Here is a 20,521-nt window from a genome sequence, read left to right on the forward strand (position 1 = left end):
GCTGCGACGATGAAGCCGAAAACCGAGGAGTCCGACGAGCTCTAACGGTTAACTGGAAAGATCAGCGCGCTGCGGCCTACCGCGTAGGGTTACGTTTCATCGATGGAACTATGTCCTTGACTGCAAAGCTCCACCCGCCTGCCGACGCCTCCCCTCATGCCCTGCCGTGACCGGCTGATCGCACGATCTTTTTAGCCACTGAAGCGGGGGAAGCGGGTCCAGCTTCACACACCTCGCCGCCACGGGGTCACAGTGCTCTCCACCTGATCGAAGAAGCTCCAATCATCGAGCTGGCTGTAAGTCCATGCGTTAATCCAGGCCGCCCGGGTCGTAGTCGTCGAAGACAAGATATTTCACCTCGAAATCGTTATCGACAAGTTCGGCGGTCCCGCGGTTCATGTCGTCCGGGTCAAGGAATATTACTCGGGCTTCCATTTTTCGTAGCACGTCTTGCATCTCCTGTCCGAAGGCGACGGCGCGATCATCAACGCTGGGGTGGCAGCCGGTACTGCTCCGCAATGGGGCCCGAGCGTCTTGTCGCTCCAACGTTTGTCAGCGTCTTCGTTCTGCAGGTGCTTGAGTTCACCAAAATAGGACTGACGCCAGTTTGCTTTCAACCTGGCGAGGCATTCGAGGTCATGGTCCGTGAAGAATGACATAGTGACGAAACCCTAGCTGAGATTGCGGTGGACGGGGTGCCCGGCAAAACGGAGAGGGCGGGCCGCTTGTCCATTCGGCGGACGGACAGCCGCTAGTCTTCGTCAACCCCCGTTCAGCTCTTAGCAAGGGCGCTTAATCCCTTGAAACTCTCACCGTCGCTCGTGGCTACAATCGGAAGAATAATTTCAAAGAGGCATCCGTTTGAGTTTGCTTCCACAAGCCGCAAATCGCCGCCGTGATCCTCAATGATCCGCCGAGAAATGGAAAGTCCCAACCCCATACCGGAGGCTTTCGTCGTAAAGAACGGATCAAATATATTCGTTTCGCTTTTGGACGTCAGTCCGGGCCCGCTATCTTGCACAAGAAGCGAGACGGCAGAATTGGTCCCTTTTGTCGCCACCAATCGAACGGCCCTCGTCGCTCCCGGAGCGCTTGCTATCGCATCAATAGCATTTCTAACTAGGTTTAAGACTACCTGCTGCAACTGGATAGGGTCGCCCGTTATCATTGGAAGGCCTTCCTGAAATTGGGTCGAGGCGGAAATTCCGTGAACCCGCAGGTCATTCTCAACCATCCGAAGCACGTCCTGAACAAGACGACCGATATCTATTGTGGTTCTCTGGCCGGGAACTGCTTTAAACAGTGAACGAATACCTGCCACTATTTCGCGCGCCCTGCGATTGTCGGTCATTACGTCCATCAGACAAGAGCGTATTTCTTCAAGATTGAGCGGGCTTATCGTGAGGCAAGCCAACGCGGTCTCGCAGTTAAGTGACATTGCGCCAAGGGGCTGGTTGATTTCATGTGCCACTGCAGCCGTCGCCTCGTCCACACTCATAAGCCGATTGGTACGTTCGCGCCGCTGCAAGATCGTCGCGCTGGCTAAGCGCGCGTAAAGCATCGTCGTTTCCCAAAGCAGAACAACCAGCACGGTCCAACTGCCGATCAGAAGAAAAGCCTTGCCGACGTACCAACCCACAGAAAAGCGGATGGTTACGGCATAGAAGACTGCAAATGTTAGATCAGGTAACGACACAAAGACGGCAACGATGAGCCATACATCGAGGATGGTACGCAGCCGGATAATCAGCAGCACGACTGCTATGCTATTAAGTGACCACGTTGCCACGGCAATGTATTGAACCAACGGCTGTTGCGTTGCTCCAATGTTCAGACTTGGCAGATATCCGGCCACGAGGAGCCACGTCAGGCCCAACGTCGTAACGATTGCACACGCGATGGTGATGCCGATGGCTTGGCCCGAGCCGAGCCTTGCGAGCGGGCTGATTGTTTCTTTCGCTTCCTTCAACAATACGTAGGCAATGACAGAAAGCGGAAACGTGAAGCGCCAGAAGAAAAATAACCAGACCGCCCCGCTCGGGGTGCCGGTAATCAATCCAATCGAGCTATACGCACCCGGGAAGTCAAGCGTTTGCAAAAATGCAAACAGGCCGCTGCAAATATACCCGCTTGCGAGCGCGAGCAGGCTTGGTCGAGGTTGAATGGAATACTGCGAAAACAGAAAAATCGCCGTAAGAAACTCCGCAAATAAAACTATGGCTTGGCTAACCGTAAGAAAAGCGTCAACTCGTGGCGCCTGTATAGTTGCGAACGGCAGGCTTGTTGCGAAGACGACCAATAGGACAACAACAACGCCAAACGCCAACCGTCGATGCTGCGCGCTGGCCGGGACGCTCGCTATTAACGCAGGCGCTTCACTTCCCGCATTAGGAGCGAATAGTCCGGACGCTTCCTTCGTTGAGATCGACACCCCATCCCCCCGCAGCCACACCTGACTAAGGTCGATACTACTGGGTCGGCTGGCACGGTCCATAGGACACTGCAAATTTATGAACTTTCAACCGACCTCGCTCCCGGTGAGGTCTGCTGTTAGCCCCATCGCGTGATTTCGCTGCCCTGCCGAAGTCGTCGCTGAGGGTGAGGCACCGCGCCTTGCAACTGCGACCACGGATTTTCTTGCACCAGATTTCCTCGACAACTGCCGTCGCGCGGTCCCGACACAGCTCCTTCTTCCTTACAGTACCTGCAGACCGATGGCGGAGGTCGCCATCGGCGGACGGTCACCGCCAGCGCTTGCGGGCACAGAAGGGTCAAGCCGCGCTATCGCGTCGCTACGGATTAATAGGCGCAAATGTAGTTCCCGTACGCATCGTAGCAACTGCGCCGGTACGCAGCAGTGCCAAGGGCAGCCGCGCCTACCGCTGCCGCTCCTACACCGTAGCCCCGATAGCCATAGCCGCGATAGCCGCCACGATAGCCGTAGCCCCGGTAGCCTGCGCCGCGCACCGCTACAGCGCCGCCGCCTCGCGGTCCTCGAACTGCGACCGCACCGCCGCGATAACCGCCGCCACCCCGGTAGGCACCTCCGCCGCGCCGAGCCTCCGCATCATCGGGGATCAAGCAGGTGATGAGCAAAACGAAAGCGGCAAGAAGAGCGAGAATGTAGCGGAGCATGACGAACCTTCCAGAATTCTCGAGCCCCGCTCGGGAGATTACGGCCCTCTCCGAGCGGGAGGTTGATGTAGATCAATCGAACGCGCGCACTCCGTTCGCGCCACCGAGCCTTCCGCGAGCAACAGAGCAACTGGATGTTGTTTGCGCCTCATCGCCAAACTGACACCCGGGAGCGGCAAGTATTCGAACTGATCGTTGGCGGCAAGACCAACAAGCAGATCGGCAGCATCCTGGGAGCGACTGAACGCACCATCAAGGCTCACCGGCAGCAGGTGATGCTGAAGCTGAATGTTCGAACTCTGGCGGAGCTTGTTTCGTTCGCCGAGCGGCTCGGTGTCTCAGGTGGCGCATCCAACAGCAAACATACTGCCTGATCACTGCCCAGCAGTTCAAATAGTGGCCTTCAGTACAATGGGAAACTAAGCGCTCCGGGAGTAGCCATCCGCTCCGCCGGGTCAGTTAGGCCGTTCGATAGTTCTGCAGTCATAGCGGCAAGCCTGCGTTGACAACTCTGGCCAACGGAAAGATCTTTTGTCGAAGAAGAATGTCGTCCTTGTCGTCGATGACGACGCCGCAATGCTGCGGAGTGTAGCCCGACTGCTGCGACAGTTTGGCTACACCAGCGTGCCGTTTCCGTCCGAGACCGCTTTCGCAAACCACAGCGAGTTCGACAGGGTGCTTTGCGTCCTTCTCGATATTGATCTGGGCGACGGATCAGGCATCGACTTGAGGCACCGCCTCACGGCGACTGGGAACACTGTCCCAGTGATCTACATGACCGGGAATGACAGCCCTTCGGTTCGCGAGGCCGCCCTTCGATCCGGCTGTCTCGCCTATCTCACCAAGCCGTTCTCATCGCGCGAACTGATCGAGCCGCTCAAGAAAGCGTCGGGAGGGTAACTGAGTGCCGAGTTCCGGGCCCTTGCACTCTGTACTTTGGGACAATGCACCACAGGACAACTTTCGCTAAGGTGATTTCTGAGTTTGGATTGTCAGGTACCAGCCCCCCAATCAATACAGGTACACAGCCCCCCGTGGCCCCAGTTTCCCCAAGGACTGGGGCCACACCTTTTCACGGTTTCGGCGCTCGTTCTTGCTGTTTCACTCGCACATCGGTCGTTGATCTGGGTCAACGTCCGCGATCCCTTGGGCACTCACGCTATGTTCAGCCGCGCTGGAGGCGGCTCCATCACCTTTCAGTCGCAAGCGGGAAGAGGAGTTAGCCATGCATCCGACGAAGCGTATTTCGATCAAGTCAGCGACTGTTGCCGGGATGGCTCTCAGCGCCCTCTTGGGGCTTGCAGGTGTCACCCTCAATCCGGCACCAGCCAAGGCGGTCGTGTACTGCACGTACGAGGGTTATCCCGGGGGTGCGTCGCCCGGGCAGGCGTGGTGCTCAGGCCGCGTCCTGTGGCGCGCGCGGCGGTTCGTCATAACGCCGGCGGCAACATGAACGGTGGCGTCAATCGCGTTGGGGCGCGGCGGTAAAGCATCCGAGGTTCTTTGTCTATGGTCCCATGCTCTGATGATGGGCGTTATCTGGTTGCCTACATCGAGAGGAGAAGCAGATGATTTGGATCATACTGTCGTGGGCGTTCTTCGCGTTCGTCTTGTTCGCGCTTTCTGTCTACGCATGGCGTAACCTGTTCAAGACCGAGCGCGTTGTGAGACCGTACATCGACGACATTCCGTTCCGGCCTAATCGCTACCGTCTCAATGACTGACTTAGTGCGAACCAACGTACCCACCCTGCGGCATGGCTCGAAGCCCGGCACGGAGGGCAGGCGAGACCAAGACCGGCGGCGTTTTGCATGAAGCATGCGTGGTATGTCACCTTTGAAGTGCCCCCGGATGGCACGCTGTCAAGACGGCGACATCCGCGCCTAACCAAGATGTTTTCAACCAAAGCGGAGGCGCAGGATTTTGCGCGAACCAAATATTACGACGGGCTGATCGTAACTGCGGGGACCATCATCCCGCACCTGCCGAGAGTGTCGATCCCATCGACCGAGATGCCAGCATGGCTTGAACGATCCGGCCAAGTTGATCCAAATCAATAAGCAAGCCGACGACGGTAGTGAGATTGCTCAGGTGGGGCAGCAACCGGGAGCCTGACAATGAGTGACCGTTCGGAGCCGAAACAGGTCTGTCGTCGCGACGCACTAACCTTTCTTGGATACGCAGGGTTGTTTGGGCTCGTGGCTTCGTCCTCAATTTTTGCGGCCTCAGAGGCTGTGGCCCAAACCACCGCGCCAGCCGCCGCGCCTACTGCGCCGCCAGCGGACGCGCCGAAGTCAGGCACAGAACGCCGTCAGGAACGGCGCAGCGGCCGAACCGAGCGGCGGCAGGAACGCCGCACCGGACGCACAGAGCGGCGTCAAGAGCGGCGCACAGGGCGCGACGAGCGACGGGATGCGCGCGACGGCACCACAAGCACCCCAGCCACCACCGAGCCGAAAAAGTAGTCCCGATTATCGGTCCAACTTCGGCAACCGGGCCGCCTCAGCGCAGGGCCGGGAAGGCCGTAGAGCGGGCCGCCAGCGCAGGGCCAAGCGGGATAACCATGTCCGAGTTGCGGGAAGCTAGGTTCAAAACCACATCCGTTTGGGCCGACCAATCCATGCTGGATATCCAATTAAACAGCGGCCTACATGACGATTGGCGCATTGTGACAGTTGTTTTCCAACCTGATTTCACAGACGCCCTGGGAAACAACCATCGCGCCTCATACGTCACGATATGGGAGCGCAAAATTGCCTAGGGTTGCGCCGACGGGCGGCTCGCGTCAGCAGGCCAGCGCCGCGATCCGCTGGACCACTGGAGCGCAGTCGACCGGGTCAAACCTCGCGCGGGCGCAGCCCTACTCTCGCTCAAAAAAAATGGCAGAATGTGAAACTAGGGCCTAATAGGGCCCGGCGATTTCGGGCCGGACGCAGCGGCGAGCGCCGATCCCCGTAAGCCGTTCACTGACCGAAGCTTTTTAGTTCTGCCCAACGGATCGAATTCGCTGGACGCCAGGACCACACGGTTTTGCCGTACGCACGGCCCGCCATTTCACCGCAGTTTTTCCAGCCCTGTCGACGGAGCCGGAAACTTACAGACGAGACGAAGCCTAGCAGCGCCGCTCGTCGGAACGAAGCCTTGGGCTCACGGAGAGCAATCCGCCCTGCCCTTGGCCACTCGTACCCGAACGCTGCCGCGTCCACCGCAAGCCCGGCTCGCGAACGTGACGACCACAAGATCGCCCCTCAAGGATGAGCCGGGATGAGTGACACATACGCCAAAACCGAATTTCGGTAAAGTGGAATATTTTTTCAAGAGAGGATTGACGCACCCGCGACACAGGTCGCGCAATGAGACGCCTCGCGCAGAAGCAACAAGGGGCGGTGCAAAACACCGCCCCTTGGCGCGAAACGAGACTGCGGCGAGGACAGGCGCCTAATACGGCTGATAATAGCCACGCGGACCATAGTAGGGACCGCCGCCGTAATATCCCTGGCCGCCGTAGTAAGGACCGGGGCCGTAATTATAGCGGTCCTCGTAGTACTCTTGGCGCCTGCTCTCTGCGATCGCGCCGCCGATCAGACCTGCCGCCACGCCCATGAAGGCGAGGCCTGCAGCGTTCGGACCTCGTCGATAGTAGCGGTGGCGGCGAGCGGCGCTGAAATCGGTGGCAGCCGGAGCGGCCGGGCCCGCGGCAGCGGCCTTGCTGGGTGCGGGCGAGTTGGCAGCCGAAGGCGTGACAGAGGCCGCAATCAGAACAAGACTTGCGAAAGCTGCCAACGCAACGTTGCGGCCGGCTGCAGAAATCATCGGTCCCTTATTCATCTTGACCTTCCCTGTTCTCGCTCAAAGCGACATCATCAAACAAGATTTAATGCGCAAGCTACTGAAATGGTTTCGTGATCGCGGCAATCTGCCACGCTTTGAACGATTGTAAACCGAACGACCAGATCCAGCTTGAACGATCCAACATGAGCGGATAATGAACAGCCGCACCGTTTTTCGGTCGCCGTAAGCGTTTTACGTGAACCAACGCATCAACCGACGCCGTCGGGATCGATGCCATTCTTGGGTTCACCGTGACTGACGCGTCCTATTCCAAAGAGAAACCAGATGATTGCGGTTCGCAAACTGCCGGCGCGCTATGCGCCGATCGTGATGCCATTTGTGCTGTCCGTCCTCATGACGGCCGTGGTGTCGATCATTTCCACCCTTCGAAGCCTCGGCGCAACGCCGGCGTTCCTCGCGACCTGGCCGGGCGCCTGGGCGCTGTCATGGCTCGTCGCCTTTCCGACGCTGCTGATGGTGCTGCCGCTGGTCCGCCGGATCGTGGCGGGCGTCGTTGCGGCTCCCGCCCAACCGAGCCGATAGCAGGCGCGGACGGCGGCGCGTGACGCACGCCGTCCCGCTTCCGCGTGACTTTACGACAGCGCCCCCAGCACGCCGCGCGTTGCCTTGTCGATCTCCTCGACATAGCGGCGGCGGGCGAAGGTCTCGGTGAGGAAGCCGACCACTTTGCGGCTGTCGGTGGAATCGACGACTGCCAGCATCTCGGCTTCCGCCTCGTCGAACACCGCCATGGCCGACTTCACGTTCATTTCGGGGATCAGCACGATCTCGGTCAGGCGCGCGAGCTCGATCACCTGGATTTCGTCGGCGATGGTGTCGAGATCGCCGGAGAACAGGTCGGGCAGCAGGACGAGACCGACATATTCGTCCGCATTGTTGACGATGACGATCCCGGGCCGCGAGCCCAGCGCGAATTCGCGGCGGACCGCGGCGATCGTCGTGGTCGACGGCACCTTGCCGACATCGGAGCGCATCAGCCGCTCGACGGTGAGGTTGCGCAGCCAGCCGACGTCGTTGGCGCTACGAATGGTCTCGCCGCGCAGATGCAGGCGCCAGGTCGAGAAGGAGTGTCCGAACATGAAGCGGACGCAGATCGAGGTGACGATGCAGCCGGCGAGCACCACGGCGGTGACGTCGACGTTGCGGGTCATCTCGAGCACGAGGAACGACATGGTCAAGGGACCGCCGACGATGGCGACGCCGAGCGTCGCCATGCCCGTGAGCATCGCGACCAGCGGATCGATCACGAAGTTCGGGCTGATCAAGAGCAGCACCGCCGAAAAGAACTTTCCGATCAGGCTGCCGACGAACAGCGAGGCAAAGAACAGCCCGCCGCGGAAGCCGGAGGCGAGCGAGATCAGGCAGGCCGTCACCTTCAAGGCGATGATCAGCGCGATCAGGCCGATCGTCATGTCGTGAAAGAGATCAAGCACCATCGCGCCGTGGCCGGCCGCCAGCACCTGCGGCGTGACAATCGCAAAGCCTCCGACGATGAGGCCGCCGATCACCGGGCGCAGCCAGACCGGCAGCCATTTGAACAGGCGCTCGAACATCGAGGACGAGCGCATCACGGCGATGCCGACGCCGCTGGTGACGAGCGCGAGCCCGATCAGCGCCAGATATTGCTCGACGCCGACGGCGCTGACCTTGGGTATTTCGAGCGAGTATGGCGCGCCGCCGAGCCATTGCGCGGTCAGTGCACCCGCGAGCGAGGCGGCGAGGATTGGCGCAGCGCTGCCGACCGAATAGACGCCGACGATCAGCTCGCAGGCGTAGAAGGCGCCGGTGATCGGCGCACCGAAGGCGGCCGCGATCGCCGCAGCGGCACCGCAGCCGACGATCAGGCGCAGATCGTTGCGGCGCAGATTGAAGAACTTGCCGAGCAGCGAGGCGATGCCCGAGCCGATCTGGGTATAGCCGGCTTCGAGGCCGACGGAGGCGCCGCAGCCGTTCGAGATCAAGGTCTGGCTCGACACCACCACGCTGTCGCGCATCGACAGATTGCCGCCACGCAGCGCGTTCGCCTCGATCGGATCGACCGCGCTGGAGAGCTTGAGCCTTCGCCGCCACCACTCCATGATCCCGAGCGCCAATCCGCCCAGCGCGGGCGCGATCAACGCGGCCCAGGGACTGACGCTGGTATTGGCGGACAGGCGAACGTCGATGGGAATGCCGTAGATCACCATATGGGCAATCTGCGCAATCTCGGCCATCAGCGTCACGATGGCGCCGGCGAGCGTGCCGATCACCAGCGCCAGCGGGATCAGATAGAATTCGTTGCTGCGCAGCAGCGCCCGCAGCCGAACCATGACGCGGTTCGTCCCCTTGCGGTCGGCGAGATGTCTGATCCGCAGGAACACTTTTGGCCCGCCTACCCTTCCGACATGCCGTAACCGGACATGCGCTGGCGGACCCGCTCGATCTCGGCACTCGACAGCAGCGGCGGCTCTCCGATCTGGAGACAGCCGTGATATTGCCGCGCCAGCGTCTCGACCTCGACGGCGAGCCACATCGCCTTGTCCAACGACTTGCCGATCGCGATCATGCCGTGATGGTCGAGCAGGCAGGCAAGCCGGCCCTCCAGCGCCCGCACTGCATGTTCGGACAGCTCCGCCGTTCCGAAGGTGGCATAGGGCGCGCAGCGGATGCTGTCGCCGCCGGCGGCTGCGATCATGTAGTGCACGGGCGGGATCTCCAGGCCCATGATCGCCAGGATGGTGCAATAGGTCGGATGGGCGTGGACGACGGCGTTGACGTCTGGCCGGGCCTTCAGGATGTCGAGGTGGAAGCGCCACTCGCTTGACGGCTTCTGATCGGGCGCGTGCGAGCCGTCCATCGCCATGAACACGATCTGGTCCGGCGTCATGGCGTCGTAGGGCACGCTGGTCGGGGTGACCAGAAGCCCGTCCACATGCCGGACGCTGATATTGCCCGAGGTGCCCTGGTTGATGCCGAGCGCGTTCATGCGGCGACAGGCGCCGATGATGGCCTGTCTTTTGTCGAGCTCGTCCGCTGTCATCGACATCTCGATTTCCTGACGATGGGCGCCTGTCAGACGGGGAGTACGTCAAGCATTATGGCAGCGCAAGAGAAAGCGGACCGGATCGCGCGCGATCGCGCCAGCCGCCTCATGGCATCATGAAATAAACATGAAAATCAACGCATTAACAGATTGTCGCAGCTCTACGGCAAGCTCGCCCGGACGGCCGCGATGCCGTTGATCACGAACTGCACCGAATAGGCCGCGAGCAGCATGCCGAGCACGCGCGAGAGGACGGCGTTGCCGGTGCGCCCAAGGCTCCGCGCGATCATGTTCGCGGAGACAAAGCAGAGCATGCAAAGCAGGCACACGGAGAGCACGACCGCGATGATGATCGCGAGCCTCGGCCCGTAGCCGGCATCGCCCGTCAGGAGCAGCGTGGTCGCGATCGCGCCAGGACCGGCCATCATCGGGATCGCCAGCGGGAATACCGCGACGTCGGAGGCATGCTCGGAGCTTGCCTTGTCGGCCTCGCGGGCCTCGCGATGCGGACGGTCGCCGAAGATCATCTGGTAGGACACGCCGAACAGCAGCAGTCCGCCGGCGATCTGGAAGGCGGGGATGCCGATCCCGAGCTGGCGCAGCAGCCAGTTTCCAATCAGGGCGATCACCACCAGGATCGATGCCGCAATCAGTGGCGCGCGCAGCGCGATGGTGCGTTTGGTCTTGTCGGGCATGCCTCCGGTCGCGGCGAGGAAGGCCGGCGCAAGGCCCACGGGATCGACCACGAGCAGCAGCGTCACGAACGCAGACAAGGTGAAGTCGATCATGTCTCGGTGGGCTCCCTGGACGCAGGAACGATGGCTGGCGGACTGACTTAGCCCGGCAGAACCGCTTTGAAAATCACCGGAGATGCACAATGAGCGACAGTGGAATTGGAATGTTGCTGGGTCACCTTTCGGGCAACCTGCTCTGGCTCTGGTTCATCGGAGCCTTCGTGCTCGGTGCGGTCCTGGTCTACGGCGTGGCGAAGGCGGGGCGCCTGCGGCGCCGCGAGCGCGCACAGCTCGACCGCAACACCGAGGCGCGGCAGCGGCAGGAAGATCCCTACAAGCGTCCGACCTGAGCGCAGGTTGCCGTTTGGAACTTTCGTCCTCCGAAAGCTTTTGATCGCCTGAGGATTGCGGAAGGCGATGCCTTCGCGTGTCACCTCAAGAGGAGGATGTATGGCCAAGAAAGCAAAGAAGCGCACAACCAAGAAATCGTCGACGGGCCGCGCCCGTCAGGCGCCGAAGATGTTGAGCGACCTATTCCTGGAGACGCTCAAGGACATCTATTTCGCCGAGAACAAGATCATCAAGACCTTGCCCAAGATGGCCAAGGCTGCCAACTCGAAGGAGCTCGCGGCGGCCTTCAACAAGCATCTGCGCGAGACTCAGGGCCAGGTCAAACGTCTCGACCAGATCTTCAAGATGTTGGGCAAGCCGGCCCGTGGCAAGCCTTGCGAAGCGATCAACGGCATCACCGATGAAGGCGCCGAGATCATGAAGGAGTTCAAGAACGCTCCTGCGCTCGACGCCGGCCTGCTCGCAGCCGCGCAGGCGGTCGAGCATTACGAAATCTCCCGCTACGGTACGCTGCGCACCTGGGCCGAGGAGCTCGGCATGCAGGACGCGGCAAAGCTGCTGCAGGCGACGCTGGACGAGGAAGAGGCGACCGATCACACCCTGACCGAGCTCGCCACCTCCGTGATCAACCTCGAGGCGGAAGAGGAATACCGCCAGGCGGCCTGAGCCCCACGTGGCGTGACGACGAAACGCCGCGGCCGGAAGGCCGCGGCGCTTGTGTTTTCGGATCGCACGATCCGCATGGCACCTGCGCGCCGCCGGGCTGGAATTCTCGGGAACCGGCCCCATATTCAGCGTTCCCCACCGCCGAGCCCGCATCATGCAACCCAAAAATCCCCTCGACTGGATGCTGTCCGAAGCCCTGGACTCGCTGACCCGCGCCGAACGGCTGCGCCAGCAGTTCGGCCGCCAGGAAGCGTGCTGGGAGCCACCGATCGACGTGCTCGAAACCGAGCATGAGCTTCTGATCTTGGTCGCGCTTCCGGGTGTCAATCCCGACAACGTCGAGACTGTCATCCATGACGGCGTGCTCGTCATCTCCGGCCAGCGCACCCTTCCGCCGGAGCTTCGCAACGCCCGCATCCACCGGCTCGAACTGCCGCAGGGGCGTTTTGAGCGCCGCATTGCATTGCCCGTTGGCCGCTACGCCATCAGCCGCTTCGTGATGGACGGCTGCGTCGCGCTGCGCCTCGCCAAATCCTGAGGTCGATCATGGCCACCGAACCAATGAATACCGCACCGACCAATCCCCAGAGCAATTCCGACGTGAAGATTCCCGAAGACGCGCTGATCATCATCCCGGTGCGCGAGATGGTGCTGTTCCCCGGCGCCATCGCGCCGATCGCGATCGCGCGGCCGAAGTCGGTCGCTGCCGCGCAGCAGGCGCTGCGCGAGCAGCGGCCGGTCGGCATCGTCCTGCAACGCAGCCCCGAGACCGAGGAGCCCGGACCGGACGACCTCTATCGGGTCGCGACCATCGCCAACATCGTGCGCTACATCACCGCACCCGACGGCACCCATCACATCGTCTGCCAGGGCGTGCAGCGCGCGCGCATCCTCGACTTCCTGCCCGGGACGCCGTTCCCGGCCGCGCGGATCCAGCAGATTCCGGAGCCGACCACGAGCACGCCCGAGATCGAGGCCCGCGGGCTCAACCTGCAGCGTCAGGCCATCGAGGCGATCGAGCTGCTGCCGCAGGCGCCGCCCGAGCTGATCGCGATGTTCCAGGGCACCACCGCGCCCGGCGCGCTGGCGGACCTGGCGACCTCGTTCATGGACATCAAGCCGCAGGACAAGCAGGAGGTGTTGGAGACCATCGACCTCGCTCTGCGTGTCGAGAAGGTGTCGAAGCATCTGGCCGAACGGCTGGAGGTGCTGCGCATCAGCAACGAGATCGGCCAGCAGACCCGCGCCAGCTTCGACGAACGGCAGCGCGAGGCGATCCTGCGCGAGCAGATGGCGACCATTCAGCGCCAGCTCGGCGAAGGCGACGGCAAGGCGGCCGAGGTCGCCGAGCTGACCGCTGCCATCGCCAAGGCCAACATGCCGCCCGAGGCCGACGCGCATGCGAAGAAGGAGCTGCGCCGCTACGAGCGCATGCCGGAGGCCGCCGGCGAGGCCGGCATGGTCCGCACTTACCTGGACTGGCTGATCGAGCTGCCGTGGGCGCTGCCCGCGGAGAAGCCGATCGACATCAAGGAAGCGCGCCGCATCCTCGATGCCGATCACTTTGGCCTGGAGAAGATCAAGAGCCGGATCATCGAATATCTGGCGGTGCGCAAGCTGGCGCCGCAGGGCAAGGCGCCGATCCTGTGCTTCGTCGGACCGCCCGGCGTCGGCAAGACCTCGCTCGGTCAATCCATCGCACGCGCGATGGACCGTCCCTTCGTGCGCGTCAGCCTCGGCGGCGTGCATGACGAGGCCGAGATCCGCGGCCATCGGCGCACCTATATCGGCGCGCTGCCCGGCAACATCATCCAGGGCATCAAGAAGGCGGGCACCCGGAACTGCGTCATGATGCTGGACGAGATCGACAAGATGGGTCGCGGCGTGCAGGGCGATCCTTCCGCCGCGATGCTGGAGGTGCTCGACCCCGAGCAGAACGGGACGTTCCGGGACAATTATTTGGGCGTGCCCTTCGACCTGTCACGCGTGGTGTTCATCGCGACCGCCAACATGCTGGACCAGATCCCGGGTCCGCTGCTGGATCGCATGGAGCTGATCAGCCTCACCGGCTACACCCAGGAAGAGAAACTGGAGATCGCGAAGCGCTATCTGGTGCGGCGGCAGCTCGAGGCCAACGGCTTGACGGCCGAGCAGGCCGAGATCGAGCCGGAGGCGCTGAAGCTGGTGGTCAACGGCTACACGCGCGAAGCCGGCGTGCGTAACCTCGAGCGTGAGATCGGCAAGCTGTTCCGGCATGCCGCGGTGCAGGTCGCCGAAGGCACGGCTGCCAAGGTCGTCCTGACGCCGAAGGATATCGGCACGGTACTCGGCCAGCCGCGCTTCGAGGGCGAGATCGCGCAGCGCACCAGCATTCCAGGCGTGGCCACCGGCCTGGCCTGGACGCCGGTCGGCGGCGACATCCTGTTCATCGAAGCCTCGCGGGTATCCGGCCGCGGCGGGATGATCCTGACCGGCCAGCTCGGCGAGGTCATGCGCGAGAGCGTGCAGGCTGCGATGACGCTGGTGAAGAGCAAGGCCACGCAGCTCGGCATCGATCCGCAGCTGTTCGAAAAGAGCGACATCCACGTTCACGTGCCCGCAGGCGCGACCCCGAAGGACGGGCCGAGCGCGGGCGTTGCGATGTTCACGGCGCTGACGTCTCTGCTCACCAATCGCACGGTGCGCAGCGACACCGCCATGACCGGCGAGATCTCGCTCCGCGGCCTGGTGCTGCCGGTCGGTGGCATCAAGGAGAAAGTGGTGGCGGCTGCGGCCGCGGGGCTGAAGCGGGTGATGCTGCCGGCGCGCAACAAGCGGGACTACGACGACATCCCGAAGAGTGCGCGGGACAACCTCGAATTCATCTGGCTGGAGCGCGTCGACGAAGCCATCGCCGCGGCGCTCGAGCCGGCCGAGGCCCAAGCCGATGCCAAGGTCGAAGCGGCGGAGTGAATGCGATGAAGAAGCTGCTGGAAAGAGCGAAGCGATCGCGGCAGGCGCAGCGGCTGCGGCAGTTGCTCGATCGCGCCATCGACGGGGTTCGCGATGCGCTGGCGGCATCAGGACCGCGGCTTCAGCCGGTCCCGGTCCGCGCGAAGCGCCGCAAGGGTTGAGCCCTCCGTCTCAAGTCCTCGCGACAGCCCCGAACAAAAGGCCCCCTCCTACGGGAGGGGGCCTTTGCGTCGTTAGCCCACGGCGTCCTTGGCGGCCTTGACCGGGCGGGCGCGAACGATCTTGCGGGCCGGCTTGGCCTTGAACATCATCTCTTCGCCCGTGAACGGGTTGGTGCCCTTGCGTGCCTTGGTCGCGGGCTTCTTGATGACCACGAACTTGGCGAAGCCCGGCACCAGGAACAGGCCGTTCTTCTTGAGCTCCTTGTGGCCGACGTCGGTCAGCGTCTCCATGACGCTCTTGACGTCACGCTTGGAAAGCTCGGTGGTGGTCGCGATCTTTTCGATCAGCTGCGATTTCGACATTTGGGTGGCCATCGTGTCTCCTCTGATTCGTTGACGGCTGCATATTAGACCAACCGGTGAAGGCCTATAGCCTTCTGCACAGTTTTGTCGGGGTTTTACGGGCTTTTTTGGCCCTCTGTGGCAAAAAACCCTGCTTTTTAGCCACTTCCGGAGCGGGAGAAGCCTCAGGCAGCGGATTTTACCTTGTTTCAAAGGCCCGCACGCAGCCTTGCTAAAGCTGATTCGATGCTTTCGACAAGCGACGACCGGCCTCTTTGTCGGAGTCCGGTCGCGATTCACCCTGGAAAATAAGCCTAGATCGTCGTGATGCGGCGATCGCGGGGACTTTTTTCCCTTATCTTTGCAGAGCGCGACGAGCTTCGCTCGCGCTAGATACGTTCGATGATGACGGCCGGGGCCATGCCACCGGCCGCGCACATGGTGACGAGACCGCGCTTCAAGTCGCGTCGTTCGAGCTCGTCGAGCACGGTGCCGATCAGGATCGAGCCGGTGGCGCCGATGGGATGGCCGAGTGCGATCGAGCCGCCATTGACGTTGACCTTGGCGCGGTCGAGCTTGAGGTCGCGGATGTATTTTTCCGCAACCACGGCAAAGGCCTCGTTGATCTCGAACAGGTCGATGTCGTTGATGGTCAGCCCCGCTTTCGCCAGCACCTTGCGCGTCGCCGGCACCGGCGCGTTCAGCATCAGCGTCGGCGAGTCCCCCATGTTGGCCATCGCAACCACGCGGGCGCGCGGCTTGAGCCCATGCGCCTTCGCGTAAGCAGGCGACGCCAGAAGGATCGCGGCCGCGCCGTCGACGACGCCGGACGAATTGCCGGCGTGGTGCATGAAGTCGATCTCGAGGTCGGGGTACTCCTGCAGGATCAGGCCGCGATAGGTCGTGCCCTTGTCGTCGAGCGCATGGTCGGCGACCGCAGGGAATGCCGGCTTCAACGCGCTCAGCCCTTCCATCGTGGTCTGCGGCCGCGGATATTCTTCATGGTCGAGCGCGAGGCTGCCATCCTCGCGATGCACCGGCACGAGGCTGTTCTTGAAGTGGCCGTTCGCGATCGCGTGCGCGGCGCGCTTCTGGCTTTCGAGGCCGAGCGCGTCGACGTCCCTTCGCGTGATGCCTTCCAGCGTTGCGATCGCGTCGGCACAAACGCCCTGATGCGACTGCGGATGCCGCGCACGCAGGCGCAGATTGCCATTGTCCATCATCATCGGACCACCGCCGCGCCGGCCCTCCATCGACATCATCTCGCATCCGCCGGCAACGACGAGGTCCTCCGCGCCCGCCATGATCGAGCTTGCGGCCATGTTGACGCTGGTGATGCCGGAGCCGCAGAAGCGGTCGAGCGTCACGGCACTCGCACGCACGTCGTAGCCGGCGTCCAACGCCGACATGCGGCCGAGATCGCCGCCTTGGGTTGCGACCTGCGCGCTGCAGCCCCAGATGATGTCGTCGACATCGGCGGTGTCGATGCCGGTGCGCGTCGCGAGCGCGCGCAGCACGGTTGCTCCCAGCTGCTGCGGATGAATGCCCGAGAGTGCCCCCTTGCCAGCCTTGCCGACGCCCCGCGGAGTTCGGCAGGCATCAATGATAAGTGCGTCGGTCATTGGCGTTTCCTCTTTTTGAATGGTTAGAGGCGTTTTGAATCAGGACGCGAAGGGAGTCAATGCACGCTGGCGGGAGCCCTCACCCTGTCTCCTCAGCGCGAGCCAAGCTCGTCGCGCCCCAGCAAGAACGGGGCGCGGGAGAGCAATCACACCCCCGCCGCGTTCTTCGCGATCACGTTGCGATAGAAGCTGGCGCTGAGTTTCGGCGTGCGCACCTGCGTGTCGAAATTGACGTGGTAGAGCCCAAAGCGCTTGTTGAGCCCGAACACCCATTCAAAATTGTCCATCAAGCTCCAGAGGAAGTAGCCGCGCACCGGCACGCCTTCGGCGGTGGCGCGCTGGAGCTGGGCGAGGTAGTTGCGCAAATACATGATGCGGTCGGTGTCGTAGATCTTGCCGTCAGGCGTCACGACGTCGTCGCCGGAGGTGCCGTTCTCGCTGATATAGATCGCGTCCGTCTTCCAGATCTTCGCCGCCAGCTTCGGCACCCAGTAGATCGTCTCGGGACCGATGCGCAGCCAGTCCGAATTCATGTGCGGGAACGATTTCGGGATCGGCAGCGGCATGAAGCCCGCGCCCTGGTCGGAGGCCACCACGTAGTTCTGCGGCGCGTAGATGTTGAGGCCGAGGAAATCGACCGGCGAGGAGATGATCTTCAGCTCCGCATTGGTGTATTTCGGCGCGTCGCGCCCGGCGAACTTCAGGAAGGCGTCGGTGTACTGGCCCGTCATGATGACGTTGAGATAGCCGGCGTTCATTTCGCGCAGCGCGATCTCGGCGGCACGGACGTTCTCCGGTGTGTCGATCGCGGGGGCGCAGGCATCGATGTTCTCGGCCGGCCCCACCCTGATGCCGCGACGGCCATGGGCGCGTACCGCCTGCACCGCGAGCCCGTGTGCGAGCGCGCTGTTGTGCCTGATCTGGTTGACCTCGGCTTGCGGCAGCGTCACGCCGGGCGCGTCGATGCCGATGCCGTAGCCGAAATGGACGAACCGACCGCTCTCGTTCAGTGTAAAGACGTTCTTGACGCGATCGGTCAGGTGCTCGGCGACATAGGCCGCGTAATCGCCGAATATCTTGCAGGTCTCCGTCGAGCGCCAGCCGCCAAACCGGTCCTGGAGCGATTGCGGCAGGTCCCAATGATAAAGCGTCAGCCACGGCTCGATGCCGTTCTTGAGGAGTTCGTCGACCAGGCGGTTGTAGAAGTCGAGTCCCTTCGGGTTGGGCTTGCCGTCGCCGTCCGGAAACAGCCGCGGCCAGGCCACCGAGAAGCGATAAGCCTTGCAGCCGAGCTCCTTGATGAGCGCGATGTCCTCCTTGTAGCGGTGATAGTGCTCGTTGGCGCGGTCGCCGGTGCTGCCGTCTTCGATCTTGCCGGGGATGCGGACGAACTTGTCCCAGATCGAGGCCCCTCGCCCGTCCTCGTTGACCGCGCCCTCGACCTGATAGGACGAGGTCGCGGTGCCCCAGACGAAGCCCGCCGGAAAGCCGTCCCCGCTCCGTGGCGGGGATGCGGGTTTGGCGTCCGCCCCTCCGAGAGGATTGGCGATGCCGGCTGCGGACAATCCCGCCAGCGTGGCGAACTGGCGACGCGAGACCTTGTCCGACATTGATAGTGCTCCGGGGCGATGCTGTTGCGGCGGCACCATGGCGAATCGCGGGTCGTTTGAGAAGCGGGCGAGCCGAAGGCTGAGGATGCAGAATTGCCGAATGCGACAAAGTTGTCCGAAAGGGGCCACGCCGATCGTCGGCCGAGCTACCCCAAAAGTCGAAATATCAGCCCCACCGTCATTCGAATTCCAGCCCAATCCGGCGAGGAAGTTATCAGTTCCCCTCGACAGGGGCCCGTAGGCTCACAGAATGCCATAAACCCCACGGAAATTACGACCAAAGTTCGCAAATATGGGATATGGTGCAACCATCGCTGCTCCGCTCTGGGCGATTGTCTGTCTGCACCGGTCAACCAAGAGAACGACTGACTTATGACGAGGTTCGACCGCATCATACTGTGGTAACCTCTTCCGCTGGACCAAGTGCCTGTCCTGCCAGGGATACAACGACTGACCCGCGTCAGAGTCACTGTGAATTCGAGGTAGATCTATGTCGTATGCCTACAAGCTGAATGAAGACGTTCGCCACCAGCCCCAAGGCCCACAAGGACGTGCCGCAACCGAGCCACCGATGATTTATACCATCGTCCAGCATATGCCCATCGAGGCCGATGGACGTCTCCGATACCGCATCAAGTGCAAGTCGGAGAAAATCGAGCGAGTCGTCACGGAAGATCAGCTTTCGTATTCGCAGTGAACTGCTCGATGACGGCGGCTCCCTCGCTCAGCGCGAGCGCTTCGGCAACTTTGGCAGCTTGTCGGGATTGAATGGCGGTATCTGCCGGGTTCGTTCTGGCGCGGGCGTCTGCTGTTCCGTCAGGATCAGTGTACCCTGGAGGATCATTCCCGGCACTTGCGCTGCCGTCGCCGTGTAGGTCGCGACCTTGCCCGGGCAGTTTCCCTCGATATCCAGCGTGAGCTCATCGTCGACGCCGAACACCGTTGCGCGTCCGTCGGTGTGGCGCTTCGTCGACACGGTGGCGGTGAAGCGATCTCCGTCGATCTTGCAAGAGCCGTGATAGGTCATCAGACTGTCGCAGCCCCAGATCTGTCCGTCTGCGACATGGACGATCCCGGTCCCCTGATCGAGCGGCGTCTTGTACCACGCCGCATAGGTGCCGTCCTTCAACATGGGAGCAGTCTCCCGGTATTCCCTCGCGCATCATCGACACGATCAGCGCTAACAAAGCGTTAATCGCGCGGCCCGTGCCAATCCGGACTATTCCTGCGCAGCTCGGCTTCGAGGTCTTCAATGATGCTGTGAAGCAGACAGGCGGCAAGCGGATCGGTCACTTCGCGCTCCAAATGCCGGTAACGCGCGATCTGGAATTCCTGCTCTCTCAACTGGTGCTCTGTCATCGGACGGGCCCTCCGACGAACCGACGCAGAGACAGCCGAACAGTTTCGTTACAATTTTAGGATCATTCGCTATGGTTTCCGATCGGTAAAAGCAACGCGACGCCAAGCTTGGCCGGCGCAAGGGATCATCGGAGATTTCGAAAGGTCGATACGCCGACATGCGCCGCTGTTACGGCACGTCACCACTTCTCCGATTCTCGCCGATGCTGTGCGGCTTGTTGAGGAAGAACTCCCGGTTACCGAGAGCCGCTTCCGCATACTGGTCGATCGCAACCTGGATGGCCTCGATGTGCATGCGGCACCAGCCCTCGAGGCAGGACAGGCGCCGCGCATGATGGAGAGCCTTCAGAAATTCCGGGGGCTCCTGCATGTCGGAGAAGTAGGTCGGCCTCTCCCCCTTCATGCCCGTGCCATCTCTCGCGGCGGCACCAGCCGGCGCTTCTCAACACCGACGCGCGATGGCATCGGCCGACGGCGGGGAACGAAGAGGCTGGCGACGACGATCGGGTCGGTGTCCCCGAGTGCGGCCCGCTCCTGAACGAGCCCGCTCATCACCGTGCGCATCTTCATGACTTCGCCTGCGACGAAGCTGCAGTCCTCGTCCCTGTTGATCTGCTCATGCATGATCGCCTCGGCCTCACGCATGCTGACGCGTAACGCCCTGATGATCCTGCGGATTTCGTTGATGCGGTTGTCCATGGCTCGCTCCCTTGGC

At 62.2% G+C, this 20,521-nt stretch carries 24 protein-coding genes and 1 pseudogene; 12 read left to right on the top strand and 13 right to left on the bottom strand.

Going from position 1 to position 20,521, the window contains the following annotated elements:
• Window positions 1-772: 772 nt before the first annotated feature.
• Together ABIB80_RS37260 and ABIB80_RS37265 are read right to left on the bottom strand one after the other, a co-directional pair.
• Window positions 773-2,494: a sensor histidine kinase gene (locus ABIB80_RS37260; RefSeq protein WP_354129430.1), complete on the bottom strand. Its 1,722-nt coding sequence runs from the start codon at window positions 2,492-2,494 to the stop codon at window positions 773-775.
• A 305-nt stretch (window positions 2,495-2,799) separates the two neighbouring features.
• Window positions 2,800-3,135, bottom strand: coding sequence for a hypothetical protein (locus tag ABIB80_RS37265; RefSeq protein ID WP_354129431.1), 336 nt, complete (start codon window positions 3,133-3,135; stop codon window positions 2,800-2,802).
• A gap of 134 nt (window positions 3,136-3,269) precedes the next feature.
• Between ABIB80_RS37265 and ABIB80_RS37270 the strand changes: the two genes are divergently transcribed.
• The 5 genes and pseudogenes from ABIB80_RS37270 to ABIB80_RS37290 all read left to right on the top strand — a co-directional run bounded on the left by ABIB80_RS37270 (window position 3,270) and on the right by ABIB80_RS37290 (window position 5,195).
• Entirely contained in the window at window positions 3,270-3,509 is a 240-nt protein-coding gene (locus ABIB80_RS37270) for a LuxR C-terminal-related transcriptional regulator (RefSeq protein ID WP_502918774.1), read from the top strand.
• A 157-nt stretch (window positions 3,510-3,666) separates the two neighbouring features.
• Window positions 3,667-4,035: a response regulator transcription factor gene (locus tag ABIB80_RS37275; RefSeq protein ID WP_354129432.1), complete on the top strand. Its 369-nt coding sequence runs from the start codon at window positions 3,667-3,669 to the stop codon at window positions 4,033-4,035.
• A gap of 325 nt (window positions 4,036-4,360) precedes the next feature.
• Window positions 4,361-4,623: pseudogene (locus ABIB80_RS37280) on the top strand (hypothetical protein).
• Window positions 4,624-4,703: 80 nt separating this feature from the next.
• Window positions 4,704-4,859, top strand: coding sequence for a hypothetical protein (locus tag ABIB80_RS37285; RefSeq protein WP_158268096.1), 156 nt, complete (start codon window positions 4,704-4,706; stop codon window positions 4,857-4,859).
• 87 nt (window positions 4,860-4,946) lie between these two features.
• Entirely contained in the window at window positions 4,947-5,195 is a 249-nt protein-coding gene (locus ABIB80_RS37290) for a hypothetical protein (protein WP_354129433.1), read from the top strand.
• Window positions 5,196-6,573: 1,378 nt separating this feature from the next.
• On the opposite strand, the gene ABIB80_RS37295 is transcribed toward ABIB80_RS37290, so the two are convergent.
• Complete coding sequence (locus tag ABIB80_RS37295) at window positions 6,574-6,963, bottom strand: hypothetical protein (protein WP_007601441.1); 390 nt, start codon at window positions 6,961-6,963, stop codon at window positions 6,574-6,576.
• A 288-nt stretch (window positions 6,964-7,251) separates the two neighbouring features.
• On the opposite strand from ABIB80_RS37295, the gene ABIB80_RS37300 reads away from it, so the two are divergent.
• Complete coding sequence (locus ABIB80_RS37300; protein ID WP_007601439.1) at window positions 7,252-7,509, top strand: DUF2798 domain-containing protein; 258 nt, start codon at window positions 7,252-7,254, stop codon at window positions 7,507-7,509.
• Window positions 7,510-7,559: 50 nt separating this feature from the next.
• On the opposite strand, the gene ABIB80_RS37305 is transcribed toward ABIB80_RS37300, so the two are convergent.
• The 3 genes from ABIB80_RS37305 to ABIB80_RS37315 all read right to left on the bottom strand — a co-directional run bounded on the left by ABIB80_RS37305 (window position 7,560) and on the right by ABIB80_RS37315 (window position 10,797).
• A complete protein-coding gene (locus ABIB80_RS37305) occupies window positions 7,560-9,347 on the bottom strand; it encodes a chloride channel protein (protein ID WP_007601437.1) in 1,788 nt (595 codons plus the stop codon).
• 11 nt (window positions 9,348-9,358) lie between these two features.
• Entirely contained in the window at window positions 9,359-10,012 is a 654-nt protein-coding gene (locus tag ABIB80_RS37310) for an L-fuculose-phosphate aldolase (protein ID WP_007601436.1), read from the bottom strand.
• A gap of 158 nt (window positions 10,013-10,170) precedes the next feature.
• Window positions 10,171-10,797, bottom strand: a complete 627-nt coding sequence (locus ABIB80_RS37315) for a MarC family protein (RefSeq protein WP_007601435.1) — start codon at window positions 10,795-10,797, stop codon at window positions 10,171-10,173.
• Window positions 10,798-10,886: 89 nt separating this feature from the next.
• Between ABIB80_RS37315 and ABIB80_RS37320 the strand changes: the two genes are divergently transcribed.
• The 5 genes from ABIB80_RS37320 (at window position 10,887) to ABIB80_RS37340 (ending at window position 14,873) form a co-directional block, all read left to right on the top strand.
• Window positions 10,887-11,093, top strand: coding sequence for a hypothetical protein (locus ABIB80_RS37320; protein ID WP_007601434.1), 207 nt, complete (start codon window positions 10,887-10,889; stop codon window positions 11,091-11,093).
• Between the two features lie 100 nt (window positions 11,094-11,193).
• Window positions 11,194-11,760, top strand: coding sequence for a YciE/YciF ferroxidase family protein (locus ABIB80_RS37325; RefSeq protein ID WP_007601433.1), 567 nt, complete (start codon window positions 11,194-11,196; stop codon window positions 11,758-11,760).
• A gap of 154 nt (window positions 11,761-11,914) precedes the next feature.
• On the top strand, window positions 11,915-12,298 hold the full coding sequence (locus ABIB80_RS37330) for an Hsp20/alpha crystallin family protein (RefSeq protein ID WP_007601432.1): 384 nt from the start codon (window positions 11,915-11,917) through the stop codon (window positions 12,296-12,298).
• 8 nt (window positions 12,299-12,306) lie between these two features.
• The gene (gene lon, locus ABIB80_RS37335) at window positions 12,307-14,712 is read left to right on the top strand and encodes an endopeptidase La (RefSeq protein ID WP_354129434.1); all 2,406 of its coding nucleotides are present in this window, start codon (window positions 12,307-12,309) and stop codon (window positions 14,710-14,712) included.
• Window positions 14,713-14,717: 5 nt separating this feature from the next.
• Entirely contained in the window at window positions 14,718-14,873 is a 156-nt protein-coding gene (locus ABIB80_RS37340; protein WP_007601430.1) for a hypothetical protein, read from the top strand.
• Between the two features lie 72 nt (window positions 14,874-14,945).
• Here the strand turns inward: ABIB80_RS37340 and ABIB80_RS37345 are convergent, their stop codons facing one another.
• The 3 genes from ABIB80_RS37345 to ABIB80_RS37355 all read right to left on the bottom strand — a co-directional run bounded on the left by ABIB80_RS37345 (window position 14,946) and on the right by ABIB80_RS37355 (window position 18,447).
• Window positions 14,946-15,248 carry an HU family DNA-binding protein gene (locus ABIB80_RS37345; protein WP_007601427.1) on the bottom strand — a complete coding sequence of 101 codons (303 nt, stop codon included), beginning with the start codon at window positions 15,246-15,248 and terminating at the stop codon, window positions 14,946-14,948.
• A 356-nt stretch (window positions 15,249-15,604) separates the two neighbouring features.
• Entirely contained in the window at window positions 15,605-16,837 is a 1,233-nt protein-coding gene (locus ABIB80_RS37350; protein WP_354129435.1) for an acetyl-CoA C-acetyltransferase, read from the bottom strand.
• 146 nt (window positions 16,838-16,983) lie between these two features.
• A complete protein-coding gene (locus tag ABIB80_RS37355; protein ID WP_354129436.1) occupies window positions 16,984-18,447 on the bottom strand; it encodes a GH1 family beta-glucosidase in 1,464 nt (487 codons plus the stop codon).
• Between the two features lie 490 nt (window positions 18,448-18,937).
• Here ABIB80_RS37355 and ABIB80_RS37360 point away from each other — a divergent pair, with 490 nt between their 5' ends.
• Entirely contained in the window at window positions 18,938-19,144 is a 207-nt protein-coding gene (locus ABIB80_RS37360; RefSeq protein ID WP_007601421.1) for a hypothetical protein, read from the top strand.
• Window positions 19,145-19,171: 27 nt separating this feature from the next.
• Here the strand turns inward: ABIB80_RS37360 and ABIB80_RS37365 are convergent, their stop codons facing one another.
• From ABIB80_RS37365 to ABIB80_RS37380, 4 genes are all read right to left on the bottom strand, one after another.
• Entirely contained in the window at window positions 19,172-19,579 is a 408-nt protein-coding gene (locus ABIB80_RS37365; RefSeq protein ID WP_007601420.1) for a hypothetical protein, read from the bottom strand.
• A 59-nt stretch (window positions 19,580-19,638) separates the two neighbouring features.
• Entirely contained in the window at window positions 19,639-19,806 is a 168-nt protein-coding gene (locus ABIB80_RS37370; protein WP_007601419.1) for a hypothetical protein, read from the bottom strand.
• Window positions 19,807-19,975: 169 nt separating this feature from the next.
• Entirely contained in the window at window positions 19,976-20,209 is a 234-nt protein-coding gene (locus ABIB80_RS37375) for a hypothetical protein (protein WP_007601418.1), read from the bottom strand.
• A complete protein-coding gene (locus ABIB80_RS37380) occupies window positions 20,206-20,505 on the bottom strand; it encodes a hypothetical protein (RefSeq protein WP_007601417.1) in 300 nt (99 codons plus the stop codon). The genes ABIB80_RS37375 and ABIB80_RS37380 overlap by 4 nt, the downstream gene beginning before the upstream one ends.
• Window positions 20,506-20,521: the final 16 nt, after the last annotated feature.

The sequence above is a fragment of the Bradyrhizobium sp. i1.15.2 genome (genome assembly GCF_040548425.1).
GTDB classification, from domain to species: Bacteria; Pseudomonadota; Alphaproteobacteria; order Rhizobiales; family Xanthobacteraceae; genus Bradyrhizobium; species Bradyrhizobium canariense.